Source organism: Streptomyces sp. NPDC086080 (assembly GCF_044540255.1).
In the GTDB taxonomy this organism is placed as follows: Bacteria; Actinomycetota; Actinomycetes; order Streptomycetales; family Streptomycetaceae; genus Streptomyces.
The window spans coordinates 19,166-39,580 of record NZ_JBITRU010000031.1 but is presented as its reverse complement, the minus strand read 5'-3'; the positions used below and the strand labels follow the sequence as shown (position 1 = coordinate 39,580).

The window sequence follows — 20,415 nt, the reverse complement described above, 5'->3', positions numbered from 1 at the left end:
GGAGGGCGTAGGCGCCGGACGCGCCGATTTCGCGCGCCCCCGGGGAAACCGTCTCCCCTGCGTTCTTCGTCCCGTACGACGAGCCGGGAGGACGGGGAGACGGATGGAGCGGGAGGACGACGGCGTGACGCCGACGGGGAGGGTGGCGGTGCCGGGGGGGCGCGCGGTGTGGACGCGGGGGCGGGTGCTCGCCGTGCTCGCCGCGCTGACGGCCGGGCTGCTGGTGTTCCACGGGGCCGTGCCCAACACCCCGGGCCGGCTGGGCAGTCTGCTGGAAGCGTTCCTGCCGTGGCTCGGCCTGGTGATCGTCGCACTGTTCGGCCTGTCCCTGCTGCGCCGCTCGGCCCTCGCCCTGCTGGCCCTGCTGCTGCCCGCGGCGGCGTGGACGCATCTCTTCGGCGGGCTGCTGCTGCCCTCGGCGGCGTCCGCGCCGAGCGACCTGGTCGTGGTGCAGCACAACGTCAGTGACGACAACACCGACCCGGCGGGCACGGCCCGGGCTCTGGCGGCGGCGGGGCCCGACCTCATCGCGTTGCAGGAGTTGGTGCCCCCGGCACTGCCGGTCTACCGGCGGACGCTCGCCGCGGAGTATCCGTACCACGTGGTCCGGGGCACCGTCGGACTGTGGTCGAAGCATCCGCTCAGCGGTGTCCGGACGCCGGACATCAAGCCCCGGGACATCACGGAGCCCTGGAGCCGTGCGCTGCGCACCGTGGTGCACACGCCGTACGGCGAGATCGCGGCGTACGTCGCGCACCTGCCCTCCATCCGGGTGGGAGCGGGCGGCCTGGCGTCCTCCCGGCGCGACGAGAGCGCCGCCCTGCTGGGCCGGGCCCTGGCCGCCGAGCGGCAGGACACGGTGATCCTGCTGGGCGACCTCAACGGTACGGTCGACGACCGCGGGCTGGCCCCGCTGACCTCGCGGATGGGCGTGGCACGGCGGGGGCTCGCCTTCAGCTTTCCCGCTGCCCTGCCGCTGGCCCGGATCGACCAGGTCATGGCCCGCTCGGCGACCGTCGACCACATCCGTGCCCTGCCCGCCACCGGCAGCGACCATCTGCCGGTGGCGGCCGGTGTCACTCCGCGCTGACGCGGGCGAACGGGCCCTCCAGGGCCGCCCATTGGAGGAGCATGATGGTCTTCGCGTCGTTGATCCCGCCGGTGCGGATCATCCGCAGGGCCTCGCGGAAGGGCAGTTCGATGATCTCGATGTGCTCGCCCTCCTCGTCGAGGCCCCCACCCTCGTGGGTGCGGGTCGAGGGTCCGTAGGCGGCGGCGTAGAAGCTGACGCGTTCGGTGACCGAGCCGGGGCTCATGTAGACGTCGAAGACATGCTGGACGGGGCCGATGGTGTGGCCGGTCTCCTCCACCACCTCGCGCCGCACCGCGGCCTCCGGGTGCTCGTCCTCGTCGTCGAGCAGACCGCCCGGTGTCTCGATCAGCAGGCCGTCGGGATGGCCGTTGACGTAGACGGGGAAACGGAACTGGCGGGTGAGCAGCACGGTTTCGCGCTCGGTGTCGTAGAGGAGCATGGTGGCACCGTTGCCGCGGTCGTGGGTCTCGCGTTCGTGGGTGCTCCAGGTCCCGTCGGCGTGCTGGAGGTCGAAGGTCGTGGTGCGTTCGATGTACCAGTGGCTGGAGAGCAGGGTCACGTCCCGGACCCGCACGCGCGGGTTGCCGGTGAGGTCACGGCCGGTCCGGTCGAGTCCGGTGCGGCCCCGGCGGTCGGGGGTGTCGATGCCGGCGGTCATCGGCGGGCCGTGGGCCGGAAGGGCGGGTGCGCTGTGGTCATGCCCGCTTCTATCACGGCCGGTGCCGAACGCCGGGAAGCGGCGACCGGGAGGTGGAGAAAGGTGAAAGGCCGTATCGGAGCGTTCCGATACGGCCCGACGACCTGCTGTGCCGCAAGTCGGGACGACAGGATTTGAACCTGCGACCCCTTGACCCCCAGTCAAGTGCGCTACCAAGCTGCGCCACGTCCCGGTGCCCTCACGCGCGGTGAACCGCGCGATCGCGCGTTCCGCACTTTACCCCACACCCCGGGCCGGGCCGAAAACGGGCCCGGCTTGGGACAATCGGCGTATGGGCAGCATGGACAGCACTTCTCTTGGCCGGACACCCGCCGCGCGGGACCGGGACAGCGAGGGGCGGGCGCGCAACGCGCGGCCCCGCGACGGACTCGGGCGGCCCCTGCCGTACGGCACAAAGGGCGTGCCCCGGCAGCCGGAGGGGGTGGTGCGGCGGCCCGAGGAGAGCGTGGCTCAGGCGCAGCGGCTGCTGGACGAGGGGAAGCCGTTCCACGCGCACGAGGTGTTCGAGGACGCCTGGAAGTCGGGGCCGGAGGAGGAGCGGGAGCTGTGGCGGGGGCTCGCCCAGCTCGCGGTGGGGCTCACCCACGCGGCGCGCGGGAATGTGACCGGCGGGGCGCGGCTGCTGCGGCGCGGGGCCGGCGCGGTGGAGGAGTGGGCCGCCGGGGCGGGTCACCGGCCGCACGGGATCGATCTCGCCGGGGTGACGGCCTGGGCCCGGGAGCTGGCGTCGGAGGTGGAGCGGGGCGGTGGCCCCGTGGACGCGTCGGCGCGGGCGCCCCGGCTGCGGGTGGCTTCCTGACGGAGCGGTCGGGTGCGGTGCACGCGCTGTCAGTGCCGTACGGCAGACTCGGGGCGTGCGAGAGATTCATGTCATCGGTATCGGCGCGGGCGACCCGGAGCAGCTGACCCTGCAGGCGGTCAGGGCGATGCGGGAAACGGACGTGTTCTTCATCCTGGACAAGGGGGAGGAGAAGGCGGACCTGACCGGGCTGCGCCGGGACATGCTCGACGCGCACATACCAGGGGGTGCCTACCGTGTCGTCGAGGCGCGCGACCCGGCGCGGGACCGGGAGGCGGGCGGGCCCGCCTACTCCCCCGCCGTCGGGGACTGGCGCAGCGCCCGCGCGGACATCTACGAGCGGCTGATCACCGAGGAACTGGGCGAGGACGAGACCGGCGCGTTCCTGGTGTGGGGCGACCCGTCGTTGTACGACAGCACGCTCGGGATTCTCGAGGAGGTCCTGGAGCGGGGCGCCGTGTCCTTCACCTACGACGTCGTACCGGGCATCAGCAGCGTCTCGGCGCTCGTGGCCCGGCACCGCACGGGGCTCAACCGCGTCGCCCGCCCGGTCCAGATCACCACGGGCCGGCGACTCGCCGAGGGCTTCCCGGAGGAGGTGGACGACGTGGTGGTGATGCTGGACGCCCACCAGGCCTTCCGTGCGTACGCCGACCAGGACGTGGACATCTACTGGGGCGCCTATGTCGGCACCCCGGACGAGATCCTCGTCTCCGGTCCGCTCGCCGAGGCCGCTCCGCGTATCGAGCGGCTGCGCGCGGAGGCCCGTGCGCGCAAGGGCTGGATCATGGACACGTATCTGCTGCGCCGCGGACCGGCCAAGGGCTGAGCGGCCGGTCCGGGAACCGGACGGACGCCGGGGCCGCCGGGCACGGCACGGTCGGCCGCGGACACCCGGCGGGTCGGGCCCGGCCCGGGTCACGCCCGCCTGCGCACCCGCGCCGGGCGGTTCCCACCGTCCAGACCCGCCACGCCGGGCCGACGACGCTGGTACCGTCCGCCAACGGCCGGGCGTCGCACGGCGGCACGAGGCGCGGAGCCCCTGGAGCCCGGCAACCCGCCACATCCCGCACGGCCGGACGGAGAGAGCGCGGGGCCGGAGAGGAGCGAGCCGCCCAGGTCAGCGCGGGCGAGGACGTCCTGTCGGCGCGCAGCCACGGGTACGTCGCCGACCGGGGTGACGCAGGCCGGCGACAACCCGTCGTGCGGGACAGCACAAGGCATGACCTCCGCCCCGCACGACCGGCCGAGGAAGGCGCGGGGCCGGACAGGGAACGAGCCGCCCAGGTCGGAGGCGGGCAGGGACGTGCAGCCGGCGCGGGATCGCCGGTACGTCGCCCACCGGGGGTGACACCCTCCGGCAGCGGCGCGCCGTGCAGGACGCACGGAGCATCAGCCCTCCGGATGCCCGACAACCCGCCCCGCACGACCGGACGGAGAGAGCGCGGAGCCGTCCGGGTCAGGGGCGGGTGAGGGCGTCCAGGGCGTGGAGGGCCGACGGTACGTCGGTGGCCGGGGTGACGCCGGCCGGGAGGGGCGGGCGTTGTACGACGACGACCGGGAGGGCGAGGTCGCGGGCCGCGGTGAGTTTGGCGGAGGTCGCCGCTCCGCCGCTGTCCTTCGTCACCAGTACGTCGATGCGGTGGTCACGCAGCAGGGCGGTCTCGTCGGCCACGGTGAAGGGGCCGCGGGCCAGCAGGATGTGCGTGTGCGCCGGCAGGGGCGGCTCGGGGGGTTCCACCGAGCGGATGACGAAGTGCGGTTCCGTCAGATGGGCGAAGGCCGCGAGGCCCAGCCTGCCGGTCGTGAGGAACACCCGGCGTCCGAGCCGGGGCAGCAGGTCGGCCGCCGCCGCCAGGGAGGGGACCGGGTGCCAGCGGTCCCCCGGGCCCGGTCGCCAGCCCGGGCGGCGCAGCACCACCAGCGGCACTCCGGTGGCGGCCGCGGCCCGTGCCGCGTTCGCCGTGATCGTTTCGGCGAACGGATGCGTCGCGTCGGCCACGGCGTCCACGCGTCGCTCGCGCAGCCAGGCGGCCAGTCCCTCCGCCCCGCCGAATCCCCCCACGCGCAGGTCGCCGGCGACCTCGCCCGGCCGCCGCACCCGTCCGGCGAGGGACGTGGTCACCCTGGTGCCGGGGCGGCCGGCCAGGGCGGCGGCCAGTTCGCGTGCCTCGGTGGTGCCGCCGAGGACCAGGACATGCGGGAGCATGGGGACGAGGGTACGAGGCCCGGCCCCGGACCGTCCGTCGGTGATCGTCATCCGGCCGCACGCATGTACGTACACGCCCTACGATGACGCCGGGCGACTGGAGGAGTCATGGCCGTGGACTGGAGCGAGCGGGGCTATCACGCCCAGCGTTGGGCGGCGCGGGGGGCGTTGACCGCCGCCGCGCTCGCGGTGGCGACCCCCTTGGTCTACGGCGGGCTGCGCGGCCTGCTGCTGCTGGTGTGCGGGGTCGCGGGTCTTGCGCTCAGCGCCGCCGCCGTGTGGTGGACGCTGACCCGGCGGGGACCGCTGCGGTGGCTGTCGGCACTGATCGCCGTGTGTGTGCCCGCCGCTCTGCTCGCCCTGTTCGCCGTGACGCTGTTCTGGGCGCTGCTGGTGTCCCTGGCCCTGTGGGGTCTGGCGGTGTGGAGCGGCAGATTCGCGCTGCGCGGCGCGGGCCACGGCCACGCCCACGCCCACGTACGGGAGCGGCGGCTGCCGCCGCCCCGGAAGCCGGTGCTGATCATGAATCCCCGGTCGGGCGGCGGCAAGGTGGGCCGGTTCCGGCTGCGGGAGAAGGCCGAGCGGCTGGGCGCACGCGTGGTGCTCCTCGAACCGGGCAAGCAGCACGATGTGACCGAGCTGGCCCGGGCCGCCGTCGCGGACGGCGCCGATCTGCTGGGCGCCGCCGGCGGCGACGGCACGCAGGCGCTGGTGGCGGCCGTGGCCGCCGAGCACGACATCCCGTTCCTGGTCATCAGCGCCGGGACCCGTAACCACTTCGCCCTGGATCTCGGTCTCGACCGGGGGAACCCGGCCGCTTGTCTCGACGCGCTCACCGACGGGGTGGAGATCCGTGTCGACCTGGGGTTCGCCGGTGAGCAGCCCTTCGTGAACAACGCCTCCTTCGGCGCGTACGCGGCGATCGTGCAGAGCCCCGCGTACCGGGACGACAAGATCGGCACCAGCCTGGAGATGCTGCCGGAGCTCCTCACCGGGCAGCAGGGGCCCCGGCTGGTGGCGCGCGCGGGGGACACGACGCTCACCGCTCCGCAGGCCGTGCTGGTCAGCAACAATCCGTACCGCACCGGTGACCCCTTCGGGCTGGGCCGGCGCGAGCGGCTCGACTCCGCCGCGCTCGGCGTGCTCGGGGTCAAGCTGGAGGGCGCCGTCGGTGCCGCCGCCCTGTTGCTGAACCCGGACCCGAGCGGGCTCACCGTCCTGACCGCCCCCGAGGTCCTCATCGAGGCCGACCGGGAGGAGATCGAGGCCGGCGTGGACGGGGAGGCGATGGTGCTGCCCGCCCCCGTGCGCTGCCGTATCGCACCGGGTGCGCTCCGGGTGCGGGTCCCGCGCAAGCGGCCCGGCGTCGCCCCGGCCCCGCCCCGGATGGACTGGCGGCGCCTGCGCAAGCTGGCGGCGACGGTCGGCCGTACCGCGGCGCCGGGCCGGCTCCACCGGCCCCACGCCGCCGCGCCGGACCGGCCGCACGGGGACCCGGGTCCGGGTGAGCGGCACGAGTCGGCGGGGTCCTCCTCAGCCCACCAGTAGCTGCACGCCGCCCACCACGGTCGCCGCGATCACCAGCTGCTCGAAGAGCCGCTGGTTGATCCGGTGCACGGCCCATCTGCCGAGCAACGCGCCCGGCACGACGAACAGCACGAGCACGGCGTCGAGCAGCAGCGAGTCGGCGTCGATGAGACCGAGCCCGGCGCTGAACGGCAGCTTGGAGGTGTTGACGATGAGGAAGAAGAACGCCGAGGTCCCCAGGAAGCCCAGCTTCCGGAAGCCGGCGGACAGCAGGTACAGCGACATCACCGGGCCGCCCGCGTTGGCGACCATGGTGGTGAAGCCCCCGAGGACGCCGTAGGAGCGGGCCTTCGCACGGCCGGCCCTCGTGGTGACCCCGTCCGGTTCCTCCCCGGCGTCGGCCGTGCGCCGCCGCCACACCGTCACCCCGGCCATCAGCAGCAGGATCGCTCCGATCGAGGTCCGTACGCTCCCGTCGTCCGCCCACATCAGGAACACGGTGCCGACGACGACGCCCGCCCCGACCGCCGGGAACAGCCGCCACAGCGTGGGCCAGTGGGCGTGCCGGCGGTAGACGAGGACGGCGAGTACGTCCCCGGCGATCAGGATGGGCAGCAGGACGCCGGTGGAGGCGCGGGCGGGCAGGACCGCGGCGAAGATCGCCAGGCTGACCGTGTTGGCCCCGCTGACGGCGGTCTTGGAGAAACCGACGAGCAGGGCGGCGAAGGCGAGCGCGGCGAATTCCCAGCCGCCCAGGTGCCAGTGGGTCATGGTGTTCATTGCGGGAACCGATGTTATGCCGGGGCACCGGGCCCGTGTAAGGACCGTCTCGCCTGACGACTCCCGGAGGATGCGCGGTCAGTGCCGCTCGACCAGCGGGTCAGTGCCGCTCGACCAGCACCGCGCTCCCCTGCCCCACACCCACGCACATCGTCGCCAGGCCGCGTTCGGCGCCGGTGCGGCGCATCCGGTGGAGGAGGGTGGTGAGGATGCGGGCGCCGGAGCAGCCCAGCGGGTGGCCCAGCGCGATCGCGCCGCCGCTGGGGTTGACCAGTTCGGGGTCGATGCCGAGCTGGTCCACGCAGGCAAGGGCCTGGGCGGCGAACGCCTCGTTGAACTCGGCCTCCTGGAGGTCGCCGATGGTCCAGCCGACGCGGGCGAGCGCCTTGCGCGTGGCGGGGACCGGGCCGATGCCCATGACGTCCGGGTGGACGCCCGCGGAGGCACCGGCGGTGTAGCGGCCGAGGGACTCAAGGCCCAGTTCGTTCAGGGCCTCCTCGCTGACCAGGATCAGGCCCGCCGCGCCGTCGTTCATTGGGGACGCGTTGCCCGCGGTCACCGAACCGCCGGCCCGGAAGACGGGCTTCAGCCGGGCCAGCTTCTCGGCCGAGGTGTCCTCACGGACGCACTCGTCGGTGTCGACGACCACCCCGTCCGGCCGGGTCACGGGGAGGAGTTCGTCGTCGAAGTGGCCGTTCTTTTGGGCGTCGGCGGCGCGCCGGTGACTGCGCAGGGCGAACTCGTCCTGGCGCTCCCGCGCGATGCCGTACCGGACGGCGACCTCCTCGGCCGTCTCCCCCATGGCCAGCAGTCCGTGCAGCTCCTTCATCGCGGGGTTGACCAGCCGCCAGCCCAGACGGGTGTCGGCGGTCTCCATGCGGTGCGGGAGGGCCTCGTCGGGGCGGGGCAGGACGAACGGGGCGCGGCTCATCGACTCGGAGCCACCCGCGATCACGATGTCGGCCTCGCCGGCCGCGATGGTGCGGGCGGCGGCGGTGACCGCCTCGAGCCCGGAGGCGCACAGCCGGTTGACCGTGGCACCGGGGACGGACTCGGGAAGCCCTGCGAGCAGGGCGGCCATGCGGGCGACGTTGCGGTTGTCCTCGCCGGCCTGGTTGGCGGCGCCCCAGTAGACGTCGTCGACTCGGGCCGGGTCCAGCGCGGGCACGTCGGCGACCAGGGCGCGGATCACGGCGGCGGCGAGGTCGTCGGGCCGGACCGTGGAAAGGGCGCCGCGCAGCTTGCCGATGGGGGTGCGGCGGGCGACGGCGAAGTGGACGGGACGCACGACAGGTCTCCTGACCCCGCGCCGGTCATGGTGCCGTGACCGGCGGTGACCGATGGTGCCTTGACCGGCGGGTCTCCTCGTGATGAGCACTGCTAGTTTTCGGACTATAGACCGGCGGCCGGCTCGCTGGGAAGATCCCCGCCGCGCCGGCCCCCGGGTTTGCGCCGGAGGGCCGCGGGCACCCGCGCGTTCACGGAGTGGTCGCGGAGCGCGGCCCGCGCGGGCGAGGGCCCGGAACTCCCGACAGCGGACCGGCCCCGGGCGTGGTGACCGGGACGGCGGCGGCGAGAACCAGCGCGGGGCCCGGCTCGGCGGGACCACGGACGAAACGAGAAGGAGGAGCGGCACTTCATGACCGTCGTAAGGAGCACCCTGCCCGACGAGGCCCGCCGGATATCCTGCGAGGCGCTCCAGGACACCCTGGTGGACCTGCTCGGGCTGTCACTGATCGGAAAGCAGGCGCACTGGAACGTCGTGGGTCCGCGGTTCCGTTCCGTCCACCTCCAGCTGGACGAGGTGGTGTCCGCCACGCGCACCCAGGCCGACACGGTGGCCGAGCGGGCCGCCGCGCTGGGCGTGCCGCCGGACGGCCGCCCGGAGACCATCGCCAAGGTCTTCTCGCTGCCCGCCCCGAAGGAGGGCTGGCTGCGCGACTCGGAGGCGGTGCAGGTGATGACGGAGGCGCTGGGCGCGGCGATCACGCGCCTGCGCGAGCGCATCGACGTCACCGAGAAGGCGGACCCGGTCACGCAGGACCTGCTGATCTCGATCACCGCGGAACTGGAGAAGCAGCGCTGGATGTTCGAGGCGGAGAACGCCCCCGGCGGGTCCTGACCGACCGCCCCGGCACCGAAGTACACGCAGGCAAGGGGCACATCATGAGCGACGCCCTCGAAAGGGACGCGCTGTGGGAGGACTTCCACCGCGTGGTGAACATGACCTCGGCGGAACTGGCGGCCTGGCTGCGGGTGAGCGACGCCGGCGAGACGAGCGAACCGCTGCCCGACCGGGCGGGTTCCGGGACCGGGCAACATGTCCTCGCCATCCTGCAGAAGCGCCGCACCGACCTCACCGAGAACGATCTGCGGGTGATGGAGGAGGTCGTGGACGCCGTCACCGAGCGGACGGACCCGGAGAACGAGCCCGTGGCCGAGGACACCGGCCTCCGGCACCGGTTGATGACCCTCGGCCACGACCCGCTCAAGGCCTGACCATGACCGGCCGGGACGAGGAGCGGACCGTGGTGCGGACCCTCGTCGACACGCACGGCGAGACGTACGCGGAAGAGGCCGGCATCCGGCTGCGCGACGCGCCGCAGCCGCTGTACCGGCTGCTGGTGCTGGCCCATCTGCTCAGTGCCCGCATCAAGGGGTCGATCGCCGTGGCCTCCGCCCGTGCGCTGCACGAGGCGGGGCTGCGCGACCCCCGTCGCATGGCCGGGGCCGACTGGCAGGAACGGGTGGACGCGCTCGGCCGCGGCGGCTACCGGCGCTACGACGAGCGCACCGCCACCCAACTGGGCGAGGCCGCCGAGTTGTTGACCGAGCGCTGGGGCGGTGATCTGCGCAGGCTCCGCGAGGAGGCGGACGGCGATGTGGGCGCACTGCGCCGTCTGCTGCGGGAGTTCCCGGGAATCGGTCCCACCGGTGCGGACATCTTCCTGCGCGAGGCCCAGCGCGTCTGGCCGGAGACAGCCCCGTACCTGGACGCGAAGGCCCTCCAGGGCGCGCGACGGCTGGACCTGCCGCAGGACCCGGAGCGCCTGGCCGGCCTGGCGGGGCGCACCGAACCCGCCGTGCTCGCGGCCGCGTTGGTGCGTGCCGCGACCGACAAGGAGGTGGCCGGGGAGGTGCGGAGCCGGGCCGCGTCCTGACGGCCCGGCAACCGTCCCTGCCCTCTCCCCCGTTCACGGGACAACGTGATCACCTCGGGGCACAATGACGGTGGTCCGACAGCGCCGTACGGGCAGGGGAGAGGGAGACGACGTGAACGAGAGCCGCACCCCGCCGAGCGGGTCGGCACGGCCGAACACCGGTGTGGCGCACCACGCGCGGGTGTGGAGCGCCGGCCAGGCCCGGGACATCGAGCGCCGGATCATGGCGGCGGCGCCGGAGTCCTGGAACGCGAACGCCACTCCCCCGAACACCGCCCGCGGTGCCGCCGGCATCGCACGCGAGTCCCTCGACGAACGTGCCGCGTCCGGTTCCAACCGTGTGGTGCCGCAGTACGGCGCGGTGGCCCTGAAGCCCTGACCGCTGAAAGTATGATCAAGCAATGTCTGACACGACCGAAACCACGCCGGGCTGGCTGACCTCCGACGATCTGGAGATGGCGCGGGCCCGGATGCCGATCCTGTACGTCGAGGCCGTCCCCGTGCGTGTCGACGACAGTGGTGAAGTCACCAGCGTCGGCCTGCTGCTGCGCATCGGGCCCGACGGAACGGTCAGCCGGACCCTGGTCTCCGGCCGGGTGCTCCATCACGAACGCGTCCGGGACGCCCTGCTGCGCCATCTGGAGAAGGATCTCGGTCCGGTCGCGCTGCCGCGCGTGCCGGCGTCGCTCCAGCCGTTCACGGTCGCCGAGTACTTCCCCACCCAGGGCGTCACCGCGTTCCACGATCCTCGTCAGCACGCGGTGTCGCTGGCGTACATCGTGCCGGTGACGGGTGACTGCCGGCCCCGGCAGGACGCGCTGGATCTGGTGTGGTTCAGCCCGCGGGAAGCCGTGTCGCCGGCGGTGCAGAGCGAGATGCCGGGCGGGCACGGGGTGCTGCTGAAGCAGGCGCTGGCGCACGCGGGCTGCGCGATCTGACGGACGGCGTCAGCGCTGTGGGTGGGTGAGGTTGCTGCCCGTCGACGGGTCGAAGACATGGGCCCTGCCCATGTCGACCCGGAGTTCGACGGCTGCGCCCTCACGGGCGCGGGTGGCGGCGTCCAGCCGGGCCACGATCTGCTGGGCCGTCCCGGCGCCGGTGTCGCGCAGGCCCGAGTCCATGGCCAGTTCCTCCAGCTCGGCGGTGGTCACCGGTCCGCCCTCGGCGCTGAAGTAGACGTACGCGTCGGAGCCCAGGGACTCCAGTACGTCCACGGTGGCGGTGACGAGGGGCCCTCCCGTGTCGCGGGCCAGGCTCGCGTCCTCGAAGGCCTCGGGGCGCAGGCCCAGGATGACCTCACGGGGGGCCTTGCGCTGCTCCAGCCCCTGGCGCGCGCGGTCGTCGAGCGGCAGGTCGCCCAACGGGGTGCGCAGGCCGGCCCCGGACAGGGAGGCGTTGAGGAAGTTCATCGCCGGGGAGCCGATGAAACCGGCGACGAACAGGTTGCGCGGCGTGTCGTAGAGCTCGGCCGGGGTGCCGATCTGCTGGACCAGGCCCTGGCGCATGACGACGACCCGGTCGCCGAGGGTCATCGCCTCGGTCTGGTCGTGGGTGACGTACACGGTGGTGGTGCCCAGGCGGCGTTGCAGCCGGGAGATCTGCGTGCGCATCTGCACCCGGAGCTTGGCGTCCAGGTTGGACAGCGGCTCGTCCATGAGGAAGGCCTTGGGGTCGCGGACGATCGCCCGTCCCATGGCCACCCGCTGGCGCTGGCCGCCGGAGAGGTTGGCGGGTTTGCGGTCCAGGAACTCGCTCAGGTCGAGCACCCGGGCGGCCTCCTCGACCTTGCTGTCGATGGTGGCCTTGTCCACCTTCGCCAGCTTCAGCGGGAAGCCCATGTTCTCCCGGACGCTCATGTGCGGGTAGAGGGCGTAGCTCTGGAACACCATGGCGACGTCGCGCTCCTTGGGGGCGAGGTCGTTGACGACCCGTCCGCCGATGCGCAGCGTGCCCTCGGTGATGTCCTCGAGGCCGGCGATCATGTTCAGGGTGGTCGACTTGCCACATCCCGAGGGGCCGACCAGGATCACGAACTCCCCGTCGGCGATGTCCAGGTCCACGTCCCGCACGGCGACGGAGCCATCGGGAAAGCGCTTGGTGACTCCCTCGAGGACGATCTCGGCCATGGCTGGTCTCTCCTTGCCTTCGTACTCATCCCTTGACCGCGCCGGAGGTGAGTCCGGCGACGATCCGCCGCTGGAAGAGCAGGACGAAGATGATGATCGGGACGGTGATCACCACGGCTGCGGCGGCGATCGACCCGGTGGGCTGCTGGAACTGTGAGCTGCCGGTGAAGAACGCGATCGCGGCGGGCACCGTGCGCGCGGACTCGGTGGAGGTCAGCGAGATCGCGAAGAGGAAGTCGTTCCAGCAGAAGATGAACACGAGGATGGCCGTGGTGAACACGCCCGGAGCGGCCAGCGGCACGATGACCAGCCGGAAGGCCTGCGCGGGAGTGGCCCCGTCCACCTTGGCCGCCTTCTCCAGGTCCCAGGGGATCTCCCGGAAGAACGCCGACAGGGTGTAGATCGCCAGCGGCAGCGAGAAGGTCATGTACGGGATGATCAGCCCGAGCCAGGTGTCGAAGATCCCGATGATCCGCTCGATCTCGAACAGCGGGGACACCAGGGAGATCGGCGGGAACATGGCGATGAGCAGCGACATGCCGATGAGGACCTGCTTGCCGGGGAACCGCAGCCGGGCCACCGCGTAGGCGGCCATGGTGCCGAGGGCCACCGCGATCAGGGTGGCGATCAGGGCGATACCGATCGAGTTGATCAGCGCCCGGGTGAACTCGGAGGTCGCGAAGATGCCCCGGTAGTTCTCGAAGGTCCAGTCCCGGGGGATGTAGTCGCCGTCGGTGAGGGTGCCCGGGTCCTTGAACGACAGTGCGGCGATCCACCACACCGGGAACAGGGCGTACAGCACCACGACGACGTTGACGACGGCCCACCGGGTCGCGTGTGTCCTGCCCGCGGCGGCCATCAGCGCTTCACCTCCGCGCCGGGTGCGGCGGCGCCGAACAGCTTGACGAAGGTGAAGGCGATGATCCCGACGCAGAGGAAGATCAGGACCGAGATCGCCGACCCGATGCCCAGGTTCAGCGCGGTGAACAGGTTGTCGTAGCCGAGGATGGAGAGGGATCCGGTGCCGTGGGCGCCCGAGGTCAGGACGTAGATGTTGTCGAAGATCCGGAAGGCGTCCAGGGTGCGGAAGAGCAGGGCGACCAGGATGGCCGGTTTCATCAGCGGCAGCATGACCTTGGTGAACCGCTGCCAGGGGGTGGCGCCGTCGACCATGGCGGCCTTCAGGGTCTCCTCCGGGACCAGGGCGAGGCCCGCCAGCAGGAGCAGCGCCATGAACGGGGTGGTCTTCCACACCTCCGCGAGGACGATCAGCCACAGCGCGGGCCACTGTTCGGTGAGCGGGGCCTCGCCGCTGGGCAACAGCTCGGCGAGGTAGCCGAGTTCGGGCGTCCAGGCGTACTGCCAGGAGAAGGCGGCGACGACGGTGACGATGCCGTACGGGATGAGCACCGCCGTGCGCACCGTGCCGCGCGCGAAGAGCGTGCGGTGCATCACCAGGGCGAGGCCCATGCCGAGGACGAGTTCGATGGCCACCGACACGACGGTGAGGAACAGCGTGACCCAGAAGGCGTCCCACCAGTACGGCGAGGACAGCACCGACCCGTAGTTGCTCAGCCCCACGAACTCGGCCCGCGCGGGGAAGCGCAGGTCGTAGCGCTGGAGCGACAGGTAGACCGCGTAGCCGATGGGATAGGCGGTCACGGCGGTCATGACCAGGACGGCCGGTGCGCACAGCAGCCAGCCGAGCCGGCGCTCCTGTCTGGCGCCGGCCGAGGGGGTCTTCCTCGTCCTCGTCCTGTCCTTCGCCGGCTCTGCCATGGTGCTCACGGGATCACACCCTCGGATCGCAGGGCCTGGTCGATCTGGTCCCCGATGGTGTCCACCGCGCTCTCGGGCTTGATCCCGGACGGCGGGGACAGGGTGTGGGAGACGGTGATCGACACGTTCTGGTAGGCGGGAGTGACCGGCCGCACGCTCGCCGACTCCAGGGAGCTCAGCACCTCCTTGGAGAAGGGGTACTCCTTCATGAACTGCGGGTCGTCGTACAGGGCGCGCAGGGTGGGCGGGAGTCCGCCCTCGAGTGCGGCAGTGAGCTGGTTCTCCCGGTCGCGCAGGCACAGGGCGGCCTCGAAGGCCAGGTCGGGGTGGCGGGAGTAGGCGCTGACGGCGAGGTCGATGCCGCCGATGGTGGGCCGGGCGGGCCGGTCGGCGTCGACGCGGGGGTAGGGCGCCCAGCGGAAGTCCTTGAACAGCTGCGGGTTGTTCGACCTCATCGACGGATAGACGAAGGGGTAGTTGATCTCGAAGGCCGCCACGCCCGACTCCATGGCCAGGCGGTTCTGGTCCTCCATCTGATTGGGCAGGGAGGGGTCGGCGGCCGGGGAGTTCGCGAGGTCGCGCATGATCGACGCGGCCCGCACGGCGGGCGGGCCGAGCGAGGGCTCGGTGGCGCTCGGGTTGAGGATGGTGCCGCCGGCGCTGTTGACCAGGGAGTTGAACCAGACGGTGAGGCCCTCGTACTGGGCGCCCTGGATCTCCACGTAGTGCGGTTCGCCCCGCCGGGCGAGGTCGCGGGACATCTCCAGCATCTCGGACCAGGTCTTCGGCGGGGTGGGCACCAGGTCCCTGCGGTACCACAGGAGCTGGACGTTGGTGTTGTACGGGACGGCGTACAGCTTGTCCTTCCAGGTGGCCGTCCGCAGGGGGACGCGGAGGGTGCCCTCGGTGGCCCGGCGTTTGTTCTCCCCGGTCCACTCCCGGATCCAGCGCGCCTCGGCGAACTCGGCGGCCCAGGTGACGTCCAGGCCCAGGATGTCGAGCGAGTCGTCCTCGGCGGCGAGCCTGCGCACCATCTGCTGGCGCTGACCGTCGGCGGCCCGGGGCAGCTTGTGGTAACTGATCCGGTAGCGGCCGCCGGACGCCCGGCTGCACCGGTCGGCGGCCTGCTGCAGGGCGCCGGAGTCGTCCGGGAAGTTGTACCAGTTGAGGGTGGGCCGGGAGGTGCCCTCGTCGCCTCCGCAGGCGGCGAGCGCCGATGCCAGCAGGGTCAGCGCGACCAGCGCCCGCGTCCGTCGCGGTCCTCCGGTACGCCCTCGCCTCGCGTGCACGCCCTCCACACCTCGCTTCCGGTTTCACGGCGCGGGTGTCGGGTCCCGCGGCGGAGCCTTCGGCGAACGTTAGGCAGCACTCAGGACGACATCAAGGACATTCAGGGGATATCACCCATGTGCACTCGGTGTCCGGGAAGGGAGGAGGCGCCGTCGGACCGGCACGGCGGCGCGAACCCCGCCGGGAATGACGAAAGGGCCGCTTCAGATGTCTCTGAAACGACCCTGACCTGCCACTCGGCAAGTCGGGACGACAGGATTTGAACCTGCGACCCCTTGACCCCCAGTCAAGTGCGCTACCAAGCTGCGCCACGTCCCGTTGCCCGTCTGACCTGGGGATTCCCCCGGCCGATCGCGCATGGAAACCATACCGCACTCGGGGCGGTGATCGCGCATCCGTTTACCGGCACCTGGCGCTTGACCTGAAGTTCGGTTGAGGTTGAACGATGGCCGTATGACGATCACCGAGGAACGCGCGGGCGCGTACGGGTTCACGGATCTGCCGGCCCTGATGGGGCTGATGACCGGTGACGAGAAGCACGGTCCCGCCGCGACATCGACGCTGGACGCGCTGTGGGTGCTGTACGACCGGGTGCTACGGGTCGGGCCGGAGCGGATGGACGACCCCGGGCGGGACCGCTTCCTGCTGTCCAAGGGGCACGGGCCCATGGCGTACTACGCCGTGCTGGCCGCCAAGGGCTTCCTGCCGCCCGACTGGCTGCCGGGGTTCGGCTCGTACGACTCTCCGCTCGGCCACCACCCGGACCGTGTACTGGTCCCCGGGGCGGAGATCGGCAGCGGTTCGCTGGGCCACGGGCTGCCGATCGCCGTCGGGACGGCGCTGGGCCTGCGCGCCCAGGGACTCGACGAGCCGCGGGTGTGGACGCTGGTCGGCGACGCCGAGCTGGACGAAGGCAGCAACCACGAGGCGATCGCCTTCGCCGGGCCGGCCGGTCTGGAGCGGCTGCACACCGTCGTCATCGACAACTCCTCCGCGTCGTACGCCCGGCCGGGCGGGATCACCGCGCGCTTCGAGGCCGCGGGCTGGTCCGCGCTCACGGTCGACGGCCGTGACCACGAGGCGCTGTACGCGGCGTTCACCGCGCCGCACCCGGGCCGGCCGCACGCGGTGGTGGCCCGGGTCGAGCCGAAGAACCCGTGAACCCCGCCTCGTTGCCGTCATTCGTTCTCAAGGAAAGGACAGATCTCCGTGGACACCATGCGTGAGCGTTTAGCCCCCGTCGTGACCCGGCTGCTCGACGAGGACCCGCGGGTCGCGGTGGTTCTCGCCGAGATCGGTGCGGACGGTTTCGGCGAGGCACTGCGCCGGCATCCGGACCGGGTCGTCAATGTGGGCATCCGGGAACAGCTGCTGGTCGGTGCGGCGGCCGGGATGGCGCTGACCGGGCTGCGGCCCGTCGTGCACACCTTCGCGAGCTTTCTCGTCGAGCGGCCGTTCGAGCAGGTCAAGCTGGACCTGGGACACCAGGACGTGGGGGCGGTGCTGGTGAGCGCCGCTGCCTCCTTCGACTGGCCGGCCGGCGGATACACGCACATGGCCCCGGGCGATGTGGCGCTGCTGGACACCCTGGACGGCTGGACCGTGCATGTGCCGGGGCATCCGGACGAGGCCGAGACACTGCTGCGGCGCGCGGTCGCCGCGGGCGACGACAAGGTGTACGTACGGCTGTCGTTGCAGTCCAACGCGCAGGGGCTGCCCGTGGGCGGGGAGCGGCTGCGTACCGTGCGCGAAGGACGCTCCGGGGTGGTGGTCGCCGTCGGACCGATGCTGGACGCCGTGCTCGACGCGACGGAGGGCCTGGACGTCACCGTGCTGTACGCCACGACCGTCCGGCCCTTCGACGCGGCCGGCCTGCGCCACGCCACCGGGGCGGCCGGGACGGACGTCGTGCTCGTGGAGCCGTATCTGGCGGGCACGTCGACGGCGGCGGCGAACGACGCGCTCGCCGATGTGCCGCACCGGGTGCTGGGGCTGGGCGTGGGCCGGGCCGAGCTGCGGCGGTACGGGCGGATCGACGAGCACATCGCGGCGCACGGACTGGACGCGGGGTCGCTTCGGGCCCGGATCGCGGGCTTCACCGGTGCGGGCGGGGCGGTGCCGGCGGGCGCCTGACGCGGCGGACCGGATCCTCCCGGGCGCGCGTCCCCGGGTAGGGCGCCGTAGTCGTAGGCGGCAGGCTGTGCCTGCGTGCGGACCAGGTCGCGCACCGCCGTGCGGCTCAGGCCACCACACGGGCTTCACGGAACAGCGCGAACTGCCTCGGCCGGCCGGGATCCGCTCCCCGTGATCGCCTCCGGCCGGCCCTTCCGCCGGTCCCGCGCACCGTCGCGGCCCCCGGGCCCTCTTTGGCCCCGGCGGCCACGCGCGGGGCGGGATCACACCACGGGGTACTGTGCCCGAGCGGTCCTCAGTCCGCGGACGGCAGTCCCAGCCGGGGGTGGGCCTCCAGGAGCTGTGACGGGGCCGCCTGGCGCCAGGAGTCCGCGAGGATGTCGCGCAGCTCGCCGTCGTCCTCCAGGGCGGCGAGGCGGACCCTGACCCAGGCGAACTGTGCCTCGTGGCCGGCGATCCAGAACTTCTCCGGTTCGGCGAGGGCCAGTTCGTCGCGCTCCTCCTTGGGACAGCGCACGGCGATGGAGGTCTCGTCCTCGGGCAGGGTGGCGAACATCTTGCCCGCGACCCGGAACGTGGGCATGCTCCAGGCGATCTTCTCCGTCGTGTCCGGCAGGGACAGGGCGATCCGTCGTACGTCTTCGGCATCCGGCATGGGGGGCACCGTAGCGTTCGGCACTGACATCGATCACCCGGCGGGCGGCACCGCGGCCGCCGCGAGGCGTTTGTAGTAGATCGTCGTCGGCCGCGGCACCCCGGCCGGGTCCCTCGCGTAGTCCGGGATGGCGCCGACGGGGGTCCAGCCGGAGGAACGGTAGAGGTGCTCCGCGGGGCTGCCGGTCTCGGTGTCCAGGTGCAGCAGGGTGATGCCCCGCGCGCCGGCCGCCTCCTCCGCGACGGCCAGCAGCGCCCGGCCGAGGCCCCGGCCGCGGGCCGTGCGGTGCACCATCAGCTTCACCAGTTCCGCACGGTGTGTGCTGTTGGGCTTGTCGGGCAGGGCGAGGCTCACGGTGCCGAGGACCCGTCCGGGCTCCTCGTACGCCACCCACGTCGTGAGCCGTCCGGCGGCCACGGCGGCGGACCGGTCCCGCCACCAGGCGGCCGCCTCCGCGTGGTCGAGCGGGCCGAGGAAGCCGACGGAGGCGCCCCCGTCCACGGTGTCGGTCAGGAGCTCGGCCAACTCCTCGGCGAGGCGCAGCAGTCGAGCGGCGTCCAGGGGGACGATGTTCACGGTCGCACCACCGCCAGTACGTAGCGGACGTCCCCGGGGCCGGGGCAGCGGAACCGGGTCGGGCCCCAGACGCGCAGGCGGAGGCAGTCGCCGTCGCCGAGGTGGTGCTCGGTGTCCCCGGCGGTCACCCGGAGCGCCCCGTCCAGGACCCAGATGTGCTGTTCCAGGCCGGGCACGGGCGGCCGGTCGTAGGCGAGGTCCGCGCCGGCGGTGAGCCGCCCCTCGACGAGTTCACCGCGCAGCCCGCCGTGCGGCGGCGAGACGGACCGGCGGACGAACCCGGAGGCCCGGTCCTGCCACACCGTCTGGTCGGCCGCGCGCACCACCGGCGCCGGTTCCGCCTCGATCTCGCTGAGCAGTTGGGACATGGTGCGGCCGTAGACCGCGCAGAGGCGGTTCAGCAGGGAGGCGGTGGGGCTGGTCTCGGCCCGTTCCGCGCGGGAGAGGGTGGACCGGCTGATACCGGTGCGTTCCGCCAGCTCTCCGAGGGACCAGCCGTGTGCGGTCCGGAGCTCCACCAGTCGCGAGCCGAGCCGGACGTCGACGGGGTCCGGGGACGGTACGGCCTCATCCTGTTTCATATCCGGGACGATATCCCGGATCCGGGACGTCCGGGGAGGGGTCGTCCTCCGCTTCCCCGGCCGCCGCGCGGAGCGCGTCCAGGACGGGACGGATCAGCGGGTGCTCCTCGGCGCCCCGGCGCACGGCGGCGAAGACCCGGCGGGTCGGCGCCACGCCGTCGACCGGGCGGACGACCACGCCCGTGAGATCCACGCCGCGCAGCGCCGACCGGGGCACCAGGGCGACGCCCACGTCCGCCGAGGCGAGGGCGACCACCGCGCGGAAGTCGTCCGAGGAGTGTTCGAGGCGGGGCTGGAACCCGGCGCCCTCGCAGGCGAGGACGACCACGTCGTGGCACGGATTGCCGGGGTACGGGCCGATCCAGGGGTCCTTGGCCAGCTCGGCGAGCGGCACCTCGGTGGTGCCGGCCAGGCGGTGGGTGACCGGGACGACCGCGTCGAAGGGTTCGGCGTACAGCGGTACGTGAGCCAGTCGCGGGTCGTCGGCGGGCGGCGCACCGCGGTACTCGACCGCCACCGCGACGTCGACCTGCCGGTCGAGGACCATCGGCAGACTGGCGTCGCCCTCGGCGTCCTGGACCCGGAGGCGGATACCCGGCGCCGAACCGGCGAGCAGGGCCACGGCGGGCGCGACGACCTGGGCGATGCCGGTGGCGAAGGCGGCGACCGTGACGGTGCCCGCCTCCCCCGAGCCGTAGGCGGCCAGCTCGGCCTCGGCCCGTTCCAGCTGGGCGAGTACGGCGTTGGTGTGGCCGAGCAGGATCTCGCCGGCGGGGGTGAGCCGTACGCCCTTGGCGCCGCGCTCGACGAGGCGGTGGCCGGTCTCCTGCTCCAGGGCGGCGAGTTGCTGGGAGACCGCCGAGGGGGTCAGGTACAGCGCGGCGGCCGCCGCCGTGACCGTGCGGTGGTCCGCCACCGCACGGAGGATGTGGAGCCGCCGCGCCTCGATCATGCAGGCGATTGTCTCAAATCGTTCGGTGTGCTCCGC

23 protein-coding genes and 2 tRNA genes are annotated in these 20,415 nt (G+C 72.8%); 11 read left to right on the top strand and 14 right to left on the bottom strand.

The features are described from left to right. The first annotated feature begins 184 nt into the window (after positions 1-184). On the top strand, positions 185-1,090 hold the full coding sequence (locus tag ACIF9R_RS29675; RefSeq protein ID WP_399985530.1) for an endonuclease/exonuclease/phosphatase family protein: 906 nt from the start codon (positions 185-187) through the stop codon (positions 1,088-1,090). Here the strand turns inward: ACIF9R_RS29675 and ACIF9R_RS29670 are convergent. After that, positions 1,077-1,751: an NUDIX domain-containing protein gene (locus ACIF9R_RS29670; RefSeq protein WP_399985464.1), complete on the bottom strand. Its 675-nt coding sequence runs from the start codon at positions 1,749-1,751 to the stop codon at positions 1,077-1,079. The two genes, ACIF9R_RS29675 and ACIF9R_RS29670, sit on opposite strands and share 14 nt — an antisense overlap. Before the next feature lie 158 nt (positions 1,752-1,909). Beyond that, a tRNA-Pro gene (locus ACIF9R_RS29665) sits at positions 1,910-1,983 on the bottom strand. Positions 1,984-2,082: 99 nt separating this feature from the next. Between ACIF9R_RS29665 and ACIF9R_RS29660 the strand changes: the two genes are divergently transcribed. Together ACIF9R_RS29660 and cobF are read left to right on the top strand one after the other, a co-directional pair. After that, positions 2,083-2,610: a DUF309 domain-containing protein gene (locus tag ACIF9R_RS29660; protein ID WP_399985463.1), complete on the top strand. Its 528-nt coding sequence runs from the start codon at positions 2,083-2,085 to the stop codon at positions 2,608-2,610. A gap of 55 nt (positions 2,611-2,665) precedes the next feature. Continuing rightward, positions 2,666-3,439 (top strand): precorrin-6A synthase (deacetylating), encoded by a 774-nt coding sequence (gene cobF / locus ACIF9R_RS29655; protein WP_399985462.1) that lies wholly within the window; start codon positions 2,666-2,668, stop codon positions 3,437-3,439. 630 nt (positions 3,440-4,069) lie between these two features. Here the strand turns inward: cobF and ACIF9R_RS29650 are convergent. Beyond that, positions 4,070-4,819 carry a cobalt-precorrin-6A reductase gene (locus tag ACIF9R_RS29650; protein ID WP_399985461.1) on the bottom strand — a complete coding sequence of 250 codons (750 nt, stop codon included), beginning with the start codon at positions 4,817-4,819 and terminating at the stop codon, positions 4,070-4,072. Positions 4,820-4,927: 108 nt separating this feature from the next. Here ACIF9R_RS29650 and ACIF9R_RS29645 point away from each other — a divergent pair, with 108 nt between their 5' ends. Further along, on the top strand, positions 4,928-6,367 hold the full coding sequence (locus tag ACIF9R_RS29645) for a diacylglycerol/lipid kinase family protein (protein WP_399985460.1): 1,440 nt from the start codon (positions 4,928-4,930) through the stop codon (positions 6,365-6,367). Here the strand turns inward: ACIF9R_RS29645 and ACIF9R_RS29640 are convergent. Further along, on the bottom strand, positions 6,353-7,126 hold the full coding sequence (locus tag ACIF9R_RS29640; RefSeq protein ID WP_399985459.1) for a sulfite exporter TauE/SafE family protein: 774 nt from the start codon (positions 7,124-7,126) through the stop codon (positions 6,353-6,355). The genes ACIF9R_RS29645 and ACIF9R_RS29640 overlap by 15 nt on opposite strands. A gap of 100 nt (positions 7,127-7,226) precedes the next feature. Further along, complete coding sequence (locus ACIF9R_RS29635) at positions 7,227-8,414, bottom strand: thiolase family protein (RefSeq protein WP_399985458.1); 1,188 nt, start codon at positions 8,412-8,414, stop codon at positions 7,227-7,229. 351 nt (positions 8,415-8,765) lie between these two features. Here ACIF9R_RS29635 and ACIF9R_RS29630 point away from each other — a divergent pair, with 351 nt between their 5' ends. The 5 genes from ACIF9R_RS29630 (at position 8,766) to ACIF9R_RS29610 (ending at position 11,225) form a co-directional block, all read left to right on the top strand. Further along, complete coding sequence (locus ACIF9R_RS29630) at positions 8,766-9,248, top strand: Dps family protein (RefSeq protein ID WP_399985457.1); 483 nt, start codon at positions 8,766-8,768, stop codon at positions 9,246-9,248. Between the two features lie 44 nt (positions 9,249-9,292). Beyond that, on the top strand, positions 9,293-9,625 hold the full coding sequence (locus tag ACIF9R_RS29625) for a DUF3140 domain-containing protein (protein ID WP_399985456.1): 333 nt from the start codon (positions 9,293-9,295) through the stop codon (positions 9,623-9,625). A gap of 2 nt (positions 9,626-9,627) precedes the next feature. Next, the gene (locus tag ACIF9R_RS29620; protein ID WP_399985455.1) at positions 9,628-10,287 is read left to right on the top strand and encodes an endonuclease; all 660 of its coding nucleotides are present in this window, start codon (positions 9,628-9,630) and stop codon (positions 10,285-10,287) included. Positions 10,288-10,399: 112 nt separating this feature from the next. Further along, the gene (locus ACIF9R_RS29615) at positions 10,400-10,666 is read left to right on the top strand and encodes a hypothetical protein (RefSeq protein WP_399985454.1); all 267 of its coding nucleotides are present in this window, start codon (positions 10,400-10,402) and stop codon (positions 10,664-10,666) included. A 22-nt stretch (positions 10,667-10,688) separates the two neighbouring features. Continuing rightward, entirely contained in the window at positions 10,689-11,225 is a 537-nt protein-coding gene (locus tag ACIF9R_RS29610) for an NUDIX hydrolase family protein (RefSeq protein WP_399985453.1), read from the top strand. A gap of 9 nt (positions 11,226-11,234) precedes the next feature. Here ACIF9R_RS29610 and ACIF9R_RS29605 read toward each other — a convergent pair whose 3' ends face one another. The 5 genes from ACIF9R_RS29605 to ACIF9R_RS29585 form a co-directional block, all read right to left on the bottom strand. Then, a complete protein-coding gene (locus ACIF9R_RS29605) occupies positions 11,235-12,413 on the bottom strand; it encodes an ABC transporter ATP-binding protein (protein ID WP_399985452.1) in 1,179 nt (392 codons plus the stop codon). Positions 12,414-12,438: 25 nt separating this feature from the next. Beyond that, positions 12,439-13,272: a carbohydrate ABC transporter permease gene (locus ACIF9R_RS29600; RefSeq protein WP_399985451.1), complete on the bottom strand. Its 834-nt coding sequence runs from the start codon at positions 13,270-13,272 to the stop codon at positions 12,439-12,441. Beyond that, complete coding sequence (locus ACIF9R_RS29595) at positions 13,272-14,192, bottom strand: carbohydrate ABC transporter permease (RefSeq protein WP_399985529.1); 921 nt, start codon at positions 14,190-14,192, stop codon at positions 13,272-13,274. The genes ACIF9R_RS29600 and ACIF9R_RS29595 overlap by 1 nt, the downstream gene beginning before the upstream one ends. 5 nt (positions 14,193-14,197) lie before the next feature. Beyond that, the gene (locus ACIF9R_RS29590) at positions 14,198-15,481 is read right to left on the bottom strand and encodes an ABC transporter substrate-binding protein (RefSeq protein ID WP_399985450.1); all 1,284 of its coding nucleotides are present in this window, start codon (positions 15,479-15,481) and stop codon (positions 14,198-14,200) included. 245 nt (positions 15,482-15,726) lie between these two features. After that, positions 15,727-15,800 (bottom strand) — tRNA-Pro (locus ACIF9R_RS29585). A 135-nt stretch (positions 15,801-15,935) separates the two neighbouring features. On the opposite strand from ACIF9R_RS29585, the gene ACIF9R_RS29580 reads away from it, so the two are divergent. After that, entirely contained in the window at positions 15,936-16,643 is a 708-nt protein-coding gene (locus ACIF9R_RS29580) for a transketolase (RefSeq protein ID WP_399985449.1), read from the top strand. Between the two features lie 48 nt (positions 16,644-16,691). Beyond that, positions 16,692-17,615, top strand: coding sequence for a transketolase family protein (locus ACIF9R_RS29575; protein ID WP_399985448.1), 924 nt, complete (start codon positions 16,692-16,694; stop codon positions 17,613-17,615). A gap of 295 nt (positions 17,616-17,910) precedes the next feature. Here ACIF9R_RS29575 and ACIF9R_RS29570 read toward each other — a convergent pair whose 3' ends face one another. From ACIF9R_RS29570 to ACIF9R_RS29555, 4 genes are read right to left on the bottom strand one after another with little or no spacing between them, the layout of a single operon-like run. Then, positions 17,911-18,270: an MmcQ/YjbR family DNA-binding protein gene (locus ACIF9R_RS29570; RefSeq protein WP_399985447.1), complete on the bottom strand. Its 360-nt coding sequence runs from the start codon at positions 18,268-18,270 to the stop codon at positions 17,911-17,913. 33 nt (positions 18,271-18,303) lie between these two features. Next, positions 18,304-18,846 carry a GNAT family N-acetyltransferase gene (locus tag ACIF9R_RS29565; protein ID WP_399985446.1) on the bottom strand — a complete coding sequence of 181 codons (543 nt, stop codon included), beginning with the start codon at positions 18,844-18,846 and terminating at the stop codon, positions 18,304-18,306. Continuing rightward, entirely contained in the window at positions 18,843-19,427 is a 585-nt protein-coding gene (locus tag ACIF9R_RS29560) for a helix-turn-helix domain-containing protein (protein WP_399985445.1), read from the bottom strand. The genes ACIF9R_RS29565 and ACIF9R_RS29560 overlap by 4 nt, the downstream gene beginning before the upstream one ends. After that, complete coding sequence (locus tag ACIF9R_RS29555) at positions 19,414-20,379, bottom strand: LysR family transcriptional regulator (protein ID WP_399985444.1); 966 nt, start codon at positions 20,377-20,379, stop codon at positions 19,414-19,416. The genes ACIF9R_RS29560 and ACIF9R_RS29555 overlap by 14 nt, the downstream gene beginning before the upstream one ends. Positions 20,380-20,415 lie beyond the last annotated feature (36 nt).

Coding starts and splice junctions, on each gene's coding strand:
- ACIF9R_RS29670 (WP_399985464.1), bottom strand. CDS start 1,751: ATGACCGCCGGCATCGACACCCCCGACCGCCGGGGCCGCACCGGACTC.
- ACIF9R_RS29660 (WP_399985463.1), top strand. CDS start 2,083: ATGGGCAGCATGGACAGCACTTCTCTTGGCCGGACACCCGCCGCGCGG.
- ACIF9R_RS29650 (WP_399985461.1), bottom strand. CDS start 4,819: ATGCTCCCGCATGTCCTGGTCCTCGGCGGCACCACCGAGGCACGCGAA.
- ACIF9R_RS29645 (WP_399985460.1), top strand. CDS start 4,928: ATGGCCGTGGACTGGAGCGAGCGGGGCTATCACGCCCAGCGTTGGGCG.
- ACIF9R_RS29640 (WP_399985459.1), bottom strand. CDS start 7,126: ATGAACACCATGACCCACTGGCACCTGGGCGGCTGGGAATTCGCCGCG.
- ACIF9R_RS29630 (WP_399985457.1), top strand. CDS start 8,766: ATGACCGTCGTAAGGAGCACCCTGCCCGACGAGGCCCGCCGGATATCC.
- ACIF9R_RS29625 (WP_399985456.1), top strand. CDS start 9,293: ATGAGCGACGCCCTCGAAAGGGACGCGCTGTGGGAGGACTTCCACCGC.
- ACIF9R_RS29620 (WP_399985455.1), top strand. CDS start 9,628: ATGACCGGCCGGGACGAGGAGCGGACCGTGGTGCGGACCCTCGTCGAC.
- ACIF9R_RS29610 (WP_399985453.1), top strand. CDS start 10,689: ATGTCTGACACGACCGAAACCACGCCGGGCTGGCTGACCTCCGACGAT.
- ACIF9R_RS29605 (WP_399985452.1), bottom strand. CDS start 12,413: ATGGCCGAGATCGTCCTCGAGGGAGTCACCAAGCGCTTTCCCGATGGC.
- ACIF9R_RS29600 (WP_399985451.1), bottom strand. CDS start 13,272: ATGGCCGCCGCGGGCAGGACACACGCGACCCGGTGGGCCGTCGTCAAC.
- ACIF9R_RS29595 (WP_399985529.1), bottom strand. CDS start 14,192: ATGGCAGAGCCGGCGAAGGACAGGACGAGGACGAGGAAGACCCCCTCG.
- ACIF9R_RS29580 (WP_399985449.1), top strand. CDS start 15,936: ATGACGATCACCGAGGAACGCGCGGGCGCGTACGGGTTCACGGATCTG.
- ACIF9R_RS29570 (WP_399985447.1), bottom strand. CDS start 18,270: ATGCCGGATGCCGAAGACGTACGACGGATCGCCCTGTCCCTGCCGGAC.
- ACIF9R_RS29560 (WP_399985445.1), bottom strand. CDS start 19,427: ATGAAACAGGATGAGGCCGTACCGTCCCCGGACCCCGTCGACGTCCGG.
- ACIF9R_RS29555 (WP_399985444.1), bottom strand. CDS start 20,379: ATGATCGAGGCGCGGCGGCTCCACATCCTCCGTGCGGTGGCGGACCAC.